General features: G+C 74.1%; 11 protein-coding genes. 7 read left to right on the top strand and 4 right to left on the bottom strand.

Features of this window, described 5'->3' with window-relative positions; translation table 11 throughout:
• On the top strand, positions 1-1,052 hold a 1,052-nt coding region (sucB, locus tag IE330_RS34520), incomplete at its 5' end, for a 2-oxoglutarate dehydrogenase, E2 component, dihydrolipoamide succinyltransferase (RefSeq protein WP_190140127.1).
• A gap of 100 nt (positions 1,053-1,152) precedes the next feature.
• On the opposite strand, the gene IE330_RS34515 is transcribed toward sucB, so the two are convergent.
• Positions 1,153-1,533 carry a contact-dependent growth inhibition system immunity protein gene (locus tag IE330_RS34515; protein WP_308439070.1) on the bottom strand — a complete coding sequence of 127 codons (381 nt, stop codon included), beginning with the start codon at positions 1,531-1,533 and terminating at the stop codon, positions 1,153-1,155.
• Positions 1,534-1,893: 360 nt separating this feature from the next.
• Here IE330_RS34515 and IE330_RS34510 point away from each other — a divergent pair, with 360 nt between their 5' ends.
• The 3 genes from IE330_RS34510 (at position 1,894) to IE330_RS34500 (ending at position 8,447) form a co-directional block, all read left to right on the top strand.
• Positions 1,894-2,529, top strand: a complete 636-nt coding sequence (locus tag IE330_RS34510; RefSeq protein WP_190140126.1) for a GntR family transcriptional regulator — start codon at positions 1,894-1,896, stop codon at positions 2,527-2,529.
• Positions 2,530-2,930: 401 nt separating this feature from the next.
• Positions 2,931-5,636 carry a pyruvate dehydrogenase (acetyl-transferring), homodimeric type gene (aceE, locus tag IE330_RS34505; RefSeq protein WP_190140125.1) on the top strand — a complete coding sequence of 902 codons (2,706 nt, stop codon included), beginning with the start codon at positions 2,931-2,933 and terminating at the stop codon, positions 5,634-5,636.
• A 1,833-nt stretch (positions 5,637-7,469) separates the two neighbouring features.
• Positions 7,470-8,447 carry a helix-turn-helix transcriptional regulator gene (locus tag IE330_RS34500; RefSeq protein ID WP_190140124.1) on the top strand — a complete coding sequence of 326 codons (978 nt, stop codon included), beginning with the start codon at positions 7,470-7,472 and terminating at the stop codon, positions 8,445-8,447.
• 15 nt (positions 8,448-8,462) lie between these two features.
• Here the strand turns inward: IE330_RS34500 and IE330_RS34495 are convergent, their stop codons facing one another.
• Entirely contained in the window at positions 8,463-9,584 is a 1,122-nt protein-coding gene (locus IE330_RS34495) for an SDR family oxidoreductase (RefSeq protein ID WP_229926129.1), read from the bottom strand.
• Between the two features lie 133 nt (positions 9,585-9,717).
• Between IE330_RS34495 and IE330_RS34490 the strand changes: the two genes are divergently transcribed.
• Complete coding sequence (locus IE330_RS34490) at positions 9,718-10,239, top strand: DUF4240 domain-containing protein (protein ID WP_190140128.1); 522 nt, start codon at positions 9,718-9,720, stop codon at positions 10,237-10,239.
• 24 nt (positions 10,240-10,263) lie between these two features.
• Here the strand turns inward: IE330_RS34490 and IE330_RS34485 are convergent, their stop codons facing one another.
• Entirely contained in the window at positions 10,264-11,460 is a 1,197-nt protein-coding gene (locus IE330_RS34485; RefSeq protein ID WP_190140123.1) for a PP2C family protein-serine/threonine phosphatase, read from the bottom strand.
• A 292-nt stretch (positions 11,461-11,752) separates the two neighbouring features.
• Positions 11,753-12,241 carry a GNAT family N-acetyltransferase gene (locus IE330_RS34480; protein WP_190140122.1) on the bottom strand — a complete coding sequence of 163 codons (489 nt, stop codon included), beginning with the start codon at positions 12,239-12,241 and terminating at the stop codon, positions 11,753-11,755.
• Between the two features lie 165 nt (positions 12,242-12,406).
• On the opposite strand from IE330_RS34480, the gene IE330_RS34475 reads away from it, so the two are divergent.
• Positions 12,407-13,345: a TIGR01777 family oxidoreductase gene (locus IE330_RS34475; protein ID WP_190140121.1), complete on the top strand. Its 939-nt coding sequence runs from the start codon at positions 12,407-12,409 to the stop codon at positions 13,343-13,345.
• Positions 13,346-13,622: 277 nt separating this feature from the next.
• On the top strand, positions 13,623-14,070 hold a 448-nt coding region (locus IE330_RS34470), incomplete at its 3' end, for an FAD-dependent oxidoreductase (RefSeq protein ID WP_190140120.1).

The raw sequence follows: 14,070 nt of genomic DNA, 5'->3' as shown, positions 1-14,070 counted from the left end.
AGGCCCCGGCTCCGGCCGAGGCCGCCGCCGCCCCGGCCGCCCCGGCGCAGCCCGCTCCGGCCCAGCCGGCCGCCCCGGCCGCCCCGGCTCCGGCCTCTCCGGCCGACGAGGGCGCGTACGTCACCCCGCTGGTGCGCAAGCTCGCCGCCGAGAACGGTGTCAGCCTGGGCTCGGTCAAGGGCACCGGCGTCGGTGGCCGCATCCGCAAGCAGGACGTGCTCGCCGCCGCCGAGGCCGCGAAGTCCGCCCCGGCTCCGGCCGCCGCCGCTCCCGCGGCCGCGTCGGCGCCCGCGGCGGCTGCCAAGGCCCCGGCCATCGAGGCGTCCCCGCTGCGCGGCCAGACGGTCAAGATGACCCGCATGCGCAAGGTCATCGGCGACAACATGATGAAGGCGCTGCACGGCCAGGCCCAGCTCTCCAGCGTGGTCGAGGTCGACATCACGAAGCTGATGAAGCTGCGTGCCCGCGCCAAGGACGCGTTCGCCGCCCGCGAGGGCGTCAAGCTGTCCCCGATGCCGTTCTTCGTCAAGGCGGCGGCGCAGGCGCTGAAGGCCCACCCGGTCGTCAACGCCCGCATCAACGAGGACGAGGGCACCATCACGTACTTCGACTCGGAGAACATCGGCATCGCCGTGGACTCCGAGAAGGGTCTGATGACGCCGGTCATCAAGGGCGCCGGTGACCTGAACCTGGCCGGCATCGCCAAGGCGACCGCCGACCTGGCCAACAAGGTCCGCACCAGCAAGATCAGCCCGGACGAGATGTCGGGCGCGACCTTCACCATCTCCAACACCGGCTCGCGCGGCGCGCTGTTCGACACGATCATCGTGCCGCCGAACCAGGTCGCCATCCTGGGCATCGGTGCCACGGTCAAGCGCCCGGTGGTCGTCAACCACCCGGACCTCGGCGAGACCATCGCCGTGCGCGACATGACCTACGTGACGCTGTCCTACGACCACCGCCTGGTGGACGGCGCGGACGCCGCCCGCTACCTGACGACGGTCAAGGCCATCCTGGAGGCCGGCGAGTTCGAGGTCGAGCTCGGCCTGTAAGGCCCCGGCGCGGTACGCGTGCGGCCCCCGCCCGGAGTGTTCGGGCGGGGGCCGTACGCGTTGTCCGGGCGCCGCCGGTCCCCCAGCCGGGCGGCGCCCGTCACCCCAGCCGGGCGGCGACGAGCGCCGGCCAGCCGCTCGGGCCGTACGGGGCCAAAACCTCGACCTCCATGCCCAGCTCGGCGACGCCGACGGCGTACTCCGCCTCGTCGAGGCCCAGGGCCGGCAGTTCCCTGGTCTCCCCGACGAGCCGGGCGACGAGCCGGCGGTCGGTCGTCGCGGCGTAGTCGTCCACCGCCGCCTCGTGACCGTCGAACTCGTCCGGCATGTCCTGCGAGAACCAGCCGCCGAGGAACTGTCCCAGCTCCGGGAAGCAGGCGTGCCACTCCCCGTGCGTGGCGGGGCTCGCCGGGGCCGGGACCAGGCCCTCCGCCACGCTGCGCCGGATGTGGTCGGCGAGCAGCGCCGGCCGGTCCAGCACGTCCGCGTCGGCCAGCCGACGTCCGGCAGGGCGTAGAACTCCCCGAGCCGCACCCGCAGCGCAGCCGCCCCGGCGGGGAGTCTCGTTGCGGAGGTGAAGTCCTCCAAGGCATGGGGAAGTTGAGGCGGAGGGACGTCCGGAATCGGCCCCCTTCGGGCTGGATCGCCCGCGCGGCGTGCGCCCGCGGCCGGCCCCGGACGGGCGGCCGTCGCCCCCCTCGCCCGCGAGGGCGGGAAGCGGTCCCGCTGTTACGAGCTTCACCTGCCACAGCGCCGTTGGGACCACCTGCGCGGCGCCTTCCCGCCGTATTGTCTAAAGGCCCCCCGCCACCCATGGGCCACGCCCCGCTGAGGAGCCCACATGACCGCGCCCGTCATTCACTCGCTGCGCGAACAGATTCGCGAGCACATCGTGGAAGGCATCGTCAGCGGTCGCTGGAAACCGGGCGAGCGGATCGTGGAGCGGCGCATCGCCGTCGAGCTTGAGGTCAGCCAGACCCCGGTGCGCGAGGCGCTGCGGGAGCTGGAGTCGCTGCGCCTGATCGAGTCCGCGCCCAACAAGGGCGTGCGGGTGCGCAACCTCACGGCCGCGGACCTGGAGGAGAGCTACCCGGTCCGCGCGGGCCTCGAGGCCATCGCCGCGGAGCTGGCGGCGGACCGGCTCGCCGACGACTGCTCGGCCCTCGAGCCGCACGTGGCCGCCCTGTACGAGGCCGACCGGGCCAAGGACGGCACCGGGCAGGTCCGGCACACGGTCGCCTTCCACCGCGAGCTGGTCAGGGCCGCCGGGAACTCGGTGCTGCTGCACACCTGGGAGGGCCTCGGCATCGAGGTCTTCACCGCCCTGTCCATCCGCTGGCTGGGCACGGTGCAGCAGTCGTACGCGGAGGAGCACGAGGCCCTCGTACAGGCGTTCCGGGCGCGGGACCCGAGGATCGCGGAGCTGGTGAAGGCGCACGTGCTGGGGTGCGCGCCGCGTCCGGACCGCAACGCGTAGGCCTCCGGCCGGGCCCCGGGGGTGACGCCTCCGGCCCCGGTTGCCCCGCGCGGGGCGCCTCCGGCCGGGCAGCGGCGCGGTGACCCCCGTACCGTCGGCGGGACGCATCCGCTCATTTCGCACGCACCGCGCTCAAAGGTGGTCCCACCTGCGCGTATCCTACGAAATGAAGGCACCGGGTGCCCCGCACTGTGGCACCCTGTGCCTACTTTTGCCTGTACAGCGAAGTTTTCCGCTCAACGCTTTGATCGATCATCGATCGCGGGCTTACAGTCGTCGACGGGCTCCACCGAGCCCCGCGCCCTGTCCTGCCAAAGACCAAGGGCACCCCCGACCCTTTCCGTTAAGGGACCCCGCCCGACTCAGGCACGGGAACCCCTCCGACTCAGGAAGGCGGCGTCATGACCGACCCCTCCCGCATCCAGCCGAGCGAGCTCGACCAGCTCCCGGACCGCGACCCGGAGGAGACCGCCGAATGGCAGGCCTCCCTGGACGCCGTGACCCAGGCGGCCGGGCCGCACCGCGCCGCGTACCTGATGCGCCGCACGCTGGAGCGCGCCGAGGGCGCGGGCCTGGCGCTGCCCAAGCTTCTTGAGACGGACTACGTCAACACCATCCCCACCGCCGCGGAGCCTGTCATCGACGGCGACGAGGAGATGGAGCGGAAGATCACCGCGTGGAACCGCTGGAACGCGGCTGCGATGGTCACCCGCGGCTCCAAGTACGGCGTCGGCGGCCACATCGCCACCTTCGCCTCCGCCGCCTGGCTGTACGAGACCGGCTTCAACCACTTCTTCCACGGCAAGGAGGGCGACGGCTCCGGCGACCAGCTCTACATCCAGGGCCACGCCTCGCCCGGCATCTACGCCCGCGCCTTCCTCGACGGCCGGCTCGACGAGACGCACCTGGACAACTTCCGCCAGGAGGCCGGCGGCAACGGCCTGCCCTCGTACCCGCACCCGCGCCGCCTTCCCTGGCTGTGGGAGTTCCCGACGGTCTCCATGGGCCTCGGCCCGCTGTCGGCCATCTACCAGGCCCGCTTCAACCGCTATCTGACGAACCGCGGCATCAAGGACGTCTCCGCCTCGCACGTGTGGGCGTTCCTCGGCGACGGCGAGATGGACGAGCCGGAGTCGACGGCGGCCCTCGCGCTCGCCGCCCGCGAGGGTCTGGACAACCTGACCTTCGTCATCAACTGCAACCTCCAGCGCCTCGACGGCCCGGTGCGCGCCAACTTCAAGATCGTGCAGGAGCTGGAGGCCCAGTTCCGCGGCGCCGGCTGGAACGTCGTGAAGTCGCTGTGGGGCAACGCCTGGGACGAGCTGTTCGCGCTCGACACCACCGGCGCCCTCGTCCGCCGGCTGCGCGAGGTGCCGGACGCGCAGGTGCAGACGTACCAGACGCGCGACGCCGCGTACATCCGTGAGGACTTCTTCGGCAAGGACCCGGCGCTCGTCGAGATGGCGAAGCTGCTGAGCGACGACAAGATCCTCGAGTGCTTCCACCTCTCCCGCGGTGGCCACGAGCCGCGCAAGGTGTACGCCGCGTACAAGGCGGCCCTCGCGCACAAGGGCGCGCCGACCGTCATCCTGGCGCAGACCGTCAAGGGCTTCACCCTCGGTGAGGGCTTCGCGTCCAAGAACGCGAACCACCAGATGAAGAAGCTGACGACGGACGAGTTCAAGAACATGCGCGACCTTCTTGAGCTGCCGATCTCCGACTCCCAGTTCGTCGACGACGTGGTGCCCTACGGCCACCCCGGCGCCGACTCCCCCGAGGTCCGCTACCTCCAGGAGCGCCGCGCGGCCCTCGGCGGCCCGGCCCCGGCCCGCCGCGTCCACCCCGTCGCGCCGCTGCCCGCGCCCGCCGACAAGGCCTTCGCCGCCTTCGACAAGGGCTCCGGCTCGCAGTCGGTCGCCTCGACCATGGCGCTGGTCCGGCTCCTGAAGGACCTGGTCCGCGACAAGGAGTCCGGCAAGCGCTGGGTGCCGATCGTCCCCGACGAGGCGCGCACCTTCGGCATGGAGTCGCTGTTCCCGTCGCTCGGCATCTACTCGCCCAAGGGCCAGACGTACGAGCCGGTCGACCGCGACCAGCTCATGTACTACAAGGAAGCCACGAACGGCCAGATCCTCAACGAGGGCATCACCGAGGCCGGTTCGATGGCGGACTTCATCGCCGCGTCCACCGCGTACGCCACGCACGGCGAGCCGATGATCCCGCTGTACATCTTCTACTCGATGTTCGGCTGGCAGCGCACCGCCGACCAGATGTGGCAGCTCGGCGACCAGCTCGGCCGCGGCTTCCTGATCGGCGCCACCGCCGGCCGCACCACGCTGACCGGTGAGGGCCTCCAGCACGCGGACGGCCACTCGCCGATGATCGCCGCGACGAACCCGGCCGCCCTGTCGTACGACCCGGCGTTCGCGTACGAGATCGCCGCGATCGTCAAGGAGGGCCTGCGCCGCATGTACGGCGAGGCCAAGCCGGGCGAGACCGCCGAGGACAGGGACGTCTTCTACTACCTGACCGTCTACAACGAGCCGATGCCGCAGCCCGCGAAGCCCGCGGGCGTGGACGAGGGCATCGTCAAGGGCCTGTACCGCTTCAACACGGCCGAGTCGGCGGGTCTTTCCCCCGCCGCCAACGCCGCGCGGATCCAGCTCCTCGGCTCGGGTACGGCCATCCACTGGGTCCTCAAGGCGCAGCGGCTGCTCGCCGAGGAGTGGGGCGTGGCCGCCGACGTGTGGTCCGCGACCTCCTGGACGGAGCTGCGCCGCGACGCCCTGGACGCGGACGAGGCGCTGCTGCGGGGCGAGGAGCGCGTGCCGTACGTACGCCAGGCGCTGCAGGGCGCCGAGGGTCCCGTCCTCGCCGTCTCCGACTACATGCGGCAGGTCCCCGACCAGATCGCGCAGTGGGTCGAGCAGGACTACTCGTCGCTGGGCGCGGACGGGTTCGGCCTGTCCGACACGCGGGACGCGGCCCGCCGCCACTTCGGCGTCGACGCCGAGTCCATCGTGGTCGCGGCGCTCGCGCAGCTCGCTCGGCGCGGGGAGGTGCCGGGGGCTGCGGTGAAGGAGGCTCGGGCGAAGTACGGGCTGTGAGCCTTCGGTGGGTGTAAGCCTTCGGTGGGTGTAGGCCCTCGGCGGCTGTAGGCCCTCGGCGGTTGTAAGCCTTCGGCTCGATGCGGGCGGGGCGGTGGGTGGGGCTGGGCCTCTCCATCGCCCCGCTGCTTTGCTGCGTGGTGCTGCGGCGGGTTCTCCCACCCGCCCACCCGCGGGTCTCCGGCTTCGTCGGCGCGGCCCCGACGCGGAGCGCTGCGGCGCCGTCGTCACCGGTGCCCCTCCCACCCGCCCACCCGCACGTCCCCGGCTTCATCGGCCCGGCCCCGACGCGGAGCGCTCACCCGCCGTCTCATTCCGCCGCTACCGCGGCGGCCTTCCCGCCCGCCCACCCGTGACACCCCGGCTGCGCCGGCCCGGCCCCGACGCGGAGCGCTGCGGCGCCGTTCGATGCGTTCCGCCGCTACCGCGGCGGTTCTCCCACCCGCCCACCCGTGACACCTGGCTGCGTCCGCCCGGCCCTGACGCGGAGCGCTGCGGCGCCGTCGCCGGGTGACCCTGCGCGCCACCCGCTGCGGGCAAACGTCCCGCAGGGGTCTACCTTGCGGGAGCGAAGCCGAGAGCTTGGGGAAGGGCGGGCACAGCGCCTAGGTTCCGCTGCATCGGCGAACCAGGCCCGCACCCCAGCCTTGCCGCTGGCGCCACCCGCGGAGGCCCCGCAGCCACGGCGGGGGCGGGCCGGTGGGACCACGCCGCGCACAGAGGAGGGGCCCTCCGCACTCCCCAGCCTCTCCCTCCGCTGTAGGCACGTTCCGCAGGGCAAGAGGGGCCTCCCCTACTCAAGCGAAGCCGAGAGCCTGGCGAAGGGTGGGCACAGCACCCAGATGCCGCTGCACCGGCAAACCAAACCCGCACCCCCAGCCCCGCCGCTGGCGCCACCCGCGAAGGCCCCAAAGCCACGCCACGGCGGGGGCGGGCGGGTGGGACCAGACCGCACGCAGAGCGGCGCCCTTGCACTCCGCACCCCCTCCCCCGCTACGGGCAAACATCCCGCAGCCCGAGTGAGGCCTCCCCTACTCAAGCAAAACCGAGAGCCTGGGCAAGGGTGGGCACAGCACCCAGGTGCCGCTGCACCAGCGAACCAGACCCGCACCCCAGCCCTGCCGCTGGCGCCACCCGCGAAGGCCCCAAAGCCACGCCACGGCGGGGGCGGGCGGGTGGGACCAGACCGCACGCAGAGCGGCGCCCTTGCGCTCCGCAACCTCTCCCCCGCTACGGGCAAACATCCCGCAGGCCGAGTAAGGCCTCCCCTACTCAAGCGAAGCCGAGAGCCTGGCGAAGGGTGGGCACAGCACCCAGGTGCCGCTGCACCAGCGAACCAGACCCGCACCCCAGCCCCGCCGCTGGCGCCACCCGCAGAGGCCCCAGGACCACGGCGGGGGCGGGTGGGTGGGACCAGGCCGCGCGCAGAGCGGTGGCCCGTCGCTTCAGCCCTCTCCCCGCTGGGGGCACCGCATCCAGGTGCCGCTTGCCCGGGAGTCGGGCACGGATGTGCCGCCGAACACAGGCACCGCCCCGCCGCGAGGCCGAAGCCGTGCCGCCAGGCACCCCACCGCACAGCTAAAGCCCTGCCGCCAGGCCCCCCGCCACACAGCCGAAGCCGTGCCGCCAACCACCCCACCGCGCAGCCGAAGCCATGCCGCCAGGCCCCCCGCCACACAGCCGAAGCCCTGCCGCCAGGCACCCAGCCACCCCACCGCGCAGCCAAAGCCTGCCGCCAGCCACCCCACCGCACAGCCGCAGGCCCTCGGCAGGCAAGGCCCCCCGCCGGAGGCCAGGGGCCTGCCCCCGTGTGGGGCGCGGCATCATGGGGGTATGCGTGCTGCCCGGCTCATCAAGATGGTTCTGCTGTTGCAGGCGCGGGGCTCGATGACCGCCGGGGAGCTCGCGGCGGAGCTGGAGGTGTCGGAGCGCACCATCACGCGGGACGCGCAGGCCCTGTCCGAGGCGGGCGTACCGGTGTACGCCGACCGCGGGCGGACGGGCGGCTACCGGCTCATCGGCGGGTACCGCACCCGGCTCACCGGCCTCGCCCGCAGCGAGGCGGAGGCGCTGTTCCTGTCGGGCGTGCCGGGCGCCCTGCGCGAGATGGGCCTGGAGGACGCCGCCTCCGCGGCCCGTCTGAAGGTCTCCGCGGCCCTGCTGCCCTCCCTGCGCGACGCCTCGCAGAGCGCGGCCCAGCGGTTCCACCTGGACGCCCCGGGCTGGTTCCGGGAGACCCCGGCCCCGCCGCTGCTGCCCGCCGTCGCCGACGCGGTCTGGGACGACCGGCGGGTCACCGCCCGCTACCGGCGCCAGGACACCGAGGTGGAGCGGGAGTTGGAGCCCTACGGCCTCGTCCTGAAGGCCGGTGTCTGGTACCTCTGCGCCCGCGTGCCGGAGAAGGGCTTCCGCGTGTACCGCATCGACCGCTTCACCGCCGTCCTGCCGCCCCCGGACTGTGGCGACGACCGCTTCGTACGGGACGAGGAGTTCGACCTGCCCGCCTTCTGGGAGGAGCGCGCCGCGCAGTTCGCGCGGGCCATCCTGCGCGACAAGGCCGTGCTCCGGCTGTCCCCCGACGGCGCGCGGCGGCTCCCGTACGTCACCGACCGCGCCACCGCCCAGGAGGCGCTGGACGCCGCCGAGCCCGACGGGCGGGGCCGGGTGACGATCACCCTGCCCGTCGAGTCCCCCGACGTCGCGTACGCCCAACTCCTCACCCTGGGGCCGGAGGTGGAGGTCCTGGAGCCGCCGGAGCTGCGCGAGCGGTTCGCGGCCACGGCGGCCCGCATGGCCGCGCTCTACGGCTGAGCCCCGGCCGCCCCGCTACCGGTAGCCCGTCACGTCCGCCGTGTCGCTCTCCTGGTCCACCTCCATGAGGTAGCGCCACGCGTCCGGCGCCGAACCGTCCACGTCCGTGAAGCCGTACTCCTTGGCGAGTCCGCCACTGGACAGCGACTGCCCGTTGAACCGCGCCACGTCGGGGTCCGCGGCGAGCGCGGCCAGGGCCCTGCCCACGTACGTGGGCGTCTCGGAGATCGCGAAGTGCGGGTCCTGCCGTGTGCCGTCGAGCCAGTTCTCCTCCGTGACCTTGAAGTACGTGTCGAGCATGGCCTCCGAGCGCAGCCAGCCCGGGGTCAGGCAGACCGCCGTGCAGCCGTACTCCGCCAGCTCCTCGGCCAGGGCGCGCGCCATCCGCAGCGGGGCCGCCTTGGCGAGGTCGTAGTAGTACGGCTCGCGGTAGCGCCTGTTGTACTCCTCGGTGCCGTCGGTGACCTCGACGACCAGGCCGCCGCGGGAGCGGACGAGCAACGGCAGCGCGAAACGGCTGGTGACGATGTGTGTCTCGACGCCGAGGCGCAGGATGCGCAGCCCCTTGTCGAGGTCGTGCTCCCACATCTTCTTGCCCCACTCGACGTGGACGTCGCCGCCCCAGACGTCGTTGACGAGGATGTCGAGGCGGTGTTGCTCCTCGTCGATCCGCTCGACGAGCGCCCTGACCTGGCCGGGGACGAGGTGGTCGGTGGGGACGGCGACGCCGGTGCCGCCCGCCGCCGTCACCAGCTCGGCCGTCTCCTCGATGGTCTCGCTGCGGCGGCCGACCTCGCTGACGTGGTCGCGCGTGGTCCGCCCGGTGACGTACACGGTGGCGCCGGCGCGGCCCAGCTCCACCGCCATGGCGCGTCCGGCGCCGCGCGTGGCCCCGGCGACGAGGGCCACCTTCCCGGCCAGGGGACCGGCGTTCCCCTCCGCGTTGGCGCTCCTCTCCGCGTGCGCGCTCCCCTCTGCGTTCGCGTTCCCCTCCGCGTTCGCGTTCCCCTCTGCGTTCGCGTTCCCGTCCGTGTTCCGGTCCGGGTTCCGCTCCGTGTTCTGCGTACGGCTCCGCGTACGGTCCTGCGTACGGCTCTCCGTACGGCTCTGCGCATGGTCCTGCGTGCGGTTCTGCATACGGCGAGCCTTCCAGCGAAAGCCGACACCTTCTGTCGGGCTTTCCACGGGCATGTGCACGCATAACGACACAGCCGCATTCCGGCGCACTCCGCGTGCGTCCGCGGGGGCCAGGGCCGATGCTTGTCCCGTGATGGACGAGACGGAGTTCTGGGAGATCGTGGACAGCACCCGGCAGGCCGCCGACGGCGACCCGGAGGACCACGCCGAGCTGCTGGTCGAGCGGTTGCTGCGGACCGACCCGGACGCCGTCCTGGACTTCGCGCGCCACTTCGAGTCCCGCTACAACCGCGCCTACCGCTGGGACCTGTGGGGTGCCGCGTGGGTCCTGCTCGACGGCGCGAGCGACGACGCCTTCGACTACTTCCGGTGCTGGCTCATCGGACAGGGGCGCGAGGTCTTCGAAGGCGCCCTGCACGACCCGGACTCGCTGGCCGACATCCTCGACGACTTCGACGACGAGATCGACGGTGACGGCGAGGAACTGGGCTACGCCGCCGACGAGGCGTACGAGCAGCTCACCGGGACCGTCGCGCCGGACCTGGGCATCTCCCCCGCCCCGCCGGAGCCGGAGGGCACCGCGATCGACTTCGAGGACGACGGGGCCCTGGCGCGGCGGTACCCGAAGTTGTGGGAGCGGTTCGCGGCCCGCTGACGGGCCGCCCGCCCGCGCCGGGCATCAGCGCTCCCAGGCGAACACCAGCAGCGCCACGTCGTCGCGTACCCCGCCGGAGAAGCGGACCAGGTCCTTCCAGATCGCGTCCGCCAGGGCCGCGGGGTCGCGCTGGCGCACCTCGGTCAGCGCGGCGAGGCGCGCCGTGAGCGGGTAGAAGGCGCCCGAGGCGTCCCGCGCCTCGGTCACCCCGTCCGTCACGGTCAGGATCCAGTCCCCGGGCCGCAGCCCCACCGCGGTCTGCTCGGGCGGCGCGACCCCGGCGAGCCCGAGGCCGAGCGGGGCGCCCGGGGACACGGCGAGCTCGGTGACGGTGCCGCCGCGCAGCAGCAGCGGCGGCGGGTGTCCGCAGGAGACGACGCGCAGCTCGTCGGCGTCGGCGGCGAACTCCAGGAGCACGGCGGTGGCGAAGAGTTCGGCGGGCTCGCCGTGCCCCGCGCCACCGGCGGCCCCCGCGGTCCCCGCGGTCCCCGCCGCACCGGTGTCCCCCGCGCTCTCCGCCATCTCGGTCTCCGCGATCCCCGCGTCCTCCGCGTCGATGACCAGGCGCCGGTCCAGGCGGGCCGCGACGCCCACCAGGTCGCGCTGGTCGAGGGCCGCCTCCCGGAAGGCGCCGATCAGCGCGGCGACCGTACCGACGGCGGCGAGCCCGTGCCCCTGTACGTCGCCGACGAGGGCCCGCACCCCGCGCGGCCCCCGGCGGACGTCGAAGAGGTCGCCGCCGACCAGGGTGCCGCGCTGCGCCGCCCGGTACAGGCCCGCGCACCGCACCGGCCCCACGTGCTCGGGCAGCGGCGGCAGCACCGCGAACTGCGCGGCCTCGGCGACCGTGCGCACGGAGACGAGCTGCGCGTCGCGGCGGCTGCGGACGGCGGCGAACAGCACGCTGAGGGCGGCCACGAAGGCGACGGTCGCGGTGTCGCTCTCGCCGGGGTGGCCGAGGTCGTAGTGCGGCAGTTCGAGGAGCAGGAGCACGGTGCCGCCGAGGAGCGCGGTGGCCGCGGGCCCGTACGCGAGGGCGGCGAGCGGCGGGACGGCGGCGAGCAGGAAGCTGAGGTCAAGGGTCCGGGGCGTGGCGACCTGGACGACGACGGTCACGGCCAGGAGCACGGGCGCGGCCCAGCGCGTCCAGGGCGGCGTGGGCGCGCGGCGCGGCAGGGCGGGGTGGCGCGCGTCCCGCTGCCTGACCACGGCCCTGGGCATCCGTGCTCCTTCCCGGCGGCGACGGAGGTCGTCCTCACGCTCCTACGCGCGCGGCGCGGGCGCACGCCGAGCCGGTCAGAACGGGTCCCGCACCGGGTCCCGCACCGGGTTCCCGTGCCATATCCCGTACGGGGTCCCGCACCAGGTCCCGTACGAGGTCACGCGCCAGGTCCCCTACGGGGTCCCGCACCAGGTCCGTACGTGTGCCGCATCGGTGCCGCGCAGGGCCACACCGCGGGTCGTGCCCGGTGCCGCCCGGCTCACCGCCGGGAGCCGGGGGGGCGCCCGCGGGTCACAGCGCGCGGCCCATCAGCACGTCGTCCACGTACGTGCCGTCCAGCAGGAACTCCCCGGGCAGCACGCCCTCGGTGACGAAGCCCTCGGACTCGTACAGCGTCCGGGCGGGTGTGTTGTGGCCCAGCACCCGCAGGGTGAGGCGGCGCGCGCCCTGGCGGCGGGCCTCCGCCACCACGGCCCGCATGAGCAGGCGGCCCACGCCCTTGCCGCGGGCCTCCTCGGCGACGACGAAGCCGAGGATCTGGCGGACGTGCGCGTGCACGGCGAGCGGGGTGGGGAAGCCGAGCCGGATGTAGCCGACGAGCCGGCCGTCCAGCTCGGCGACCAGGTGGTCGCGCGGGCCGAAGCGTTCGGTGAAGAACGGCTCGTACGGGGGCGTGGGGCGCGGCTGCACGGAGTGCAGCGTGGACCAGTTCTCCCGGTCCATGCGGGCCAGCGCGTCCCCGTCGTCCGCACGGGCCGTGCGTATGTACGTCTGCTGCATGAGCGTCACTGTACGGCGCGCGTACGACGGCCCAGGCGTCCTTTTCGCGGCAGCCCCGCACGCCCGCGCGCGCCCCCGGCCCCGACCTCGGCGAAGGTCCGCAGAGCGGTGCGGCGGCGGCCCCGGCAGTGGGCCCGGTCGGCGGTTTCGCGGCAGGATGGGCCCATGGAGCCCACGCGTCCGGAACCGTCAGCCAGCCCTTCGGGACAGCCCTCGCGCGTCGTCGTCACGGGGGCCTCCGGCCTCATCGGCACCGCGCTCACCCGCTCCCTGACCGCCGCCGGGCACCAGGTGGTACGCCTCGTCCGGCGCGCCCCGCGCACGCCCGACGAGGTGCGCTGGAACCCCAAGGAGGGCCGCCTCGACCCGGCGGGGCTCGCGGGCTGCACCGCCGTGGTCAACCTGGCGGGCGCCGGCATCGGCGACCGCCGCTGGAGCGACGCGTACAAGCGCGAGCTCCGCGACAGCAGGGTGCTCGGCACCCGCACCCTCGTCACCGCCGTGGCGGCGCTCGACGAACCGCCGCGCGTGTTCGTGAACGGCAGCGCGATCGGCATCTACGGGGACACCGGTGAGCACCCGGTGGACGAGACCGCACCTCCCGGTGAGGGCTTCCTGCCGTCCCTGTGCGTGGAGTGGGAGGCGGCGGCGCTGCCCCTCCAGGAGGCGGGCGTCCGCACGGTGTTCGCCCGCACCGGCCTGGTCGTGGCGCGCGAGGGCGGCGCCTGGGGGCGGATGTTCCCGCTGTTCAAGGCCGGCCTGGGCGGGCGGCTCGGGAACGGGCGGCAGTACTGGAGCTTCGTCTCGCTGCACGACGAGGTGGCCGCCCTGCGGCACCTGCTGGCCCGCGACGACCTGTCCGGCCCTTTCAACCTGACGGCACCCCGGCCGGTCACCAACCGCGAGGTGACGCGGGCGATGGGCCGGGCGCTGCACCGGCCGACGCTGTTCCCGGCCCCCGCTCCGGTGCTGAGGGCCGTGCTCGGGGAGATGGCCGGGGACGTCCTGGGCAGCCAGCGGGTGCTCCCGGCGCGGCTGCTGGACTCCGGCTTCAGCTTCGCGCACCCGACGGTCGACGACGCGGTACGGGCGGCGCTGCGGTAGCGGCCCCGCGGCCCACAGTCCCGGGAACCCGCGAACGGCCGCCGCAGCCCTCGCGAACCCGCGAGCCCGCGAGCGGCGGTGCCCGCGGCGCCGGAGTGGCCGCGGGAGTCCGGAGCGGGCGCGGGTGCGGGTGTGCGACCGCCGTGCGACCGTGCCCGGTCCCCGCGCCGCTGGCGGCGGTTGTCCGGACTCCTACCCTCGTTCAGGACTCGGGGATTCCGGTGCCCTGTGCAGGGCATAAGGGCCCCAGCAGCCGCGCAACCTCCGGGAGGAGCACGTGCCAGAGCCTGCGCACCATGCGGACGTCGTGATCGTGGGGGCCGGGGTCTCGGGACTGTCGGCCGCACAGGAGCTGACCAGAGCCGGGGTAAGGACCGTCGTCCTAGAGGCCGCCCCTTACGTCGGCGGGCGGATGTCGACCGAGAAGGTGGACGGGTTCCGGCTCGACCGGATCGGACAACTGCTCAGCACGTCGTACCCGGAGCTGCGGCACGTCTCGGGGCTCGACGCGTTCGTGCTGCGCCCGTTCGCGCCGGGGCTGCTCGTGCACAGCGACGGACGCCACCACCGCGCGGCGGAGTCCCTGGGCCGCCCGGCCACGGGGAGCACGAAGGGCGCACTCGGCGCGGCGCGCGCCCTCGCGAGCGCCCCCCGCCTCGCGCGCCCGGGTCGTACGGCGCCCAGGACGCCCCCCGGGACCCCGCCCGGCCACGCGCCCCGCGGCC

Source organism: Streptomyces longispororuber, from assembly GCF_014656095.1.
GTDB lineage: Bacteria > Actinomycetota > Actinomycetes > Streptomycetales > Streptomycetaceae > Streptomyces > Streptomyces longispororuber.
Note: the sequence above shows the minus strand (reverse complement) of the source record. Positions and strands in the feature narration are given on the sequence as shown.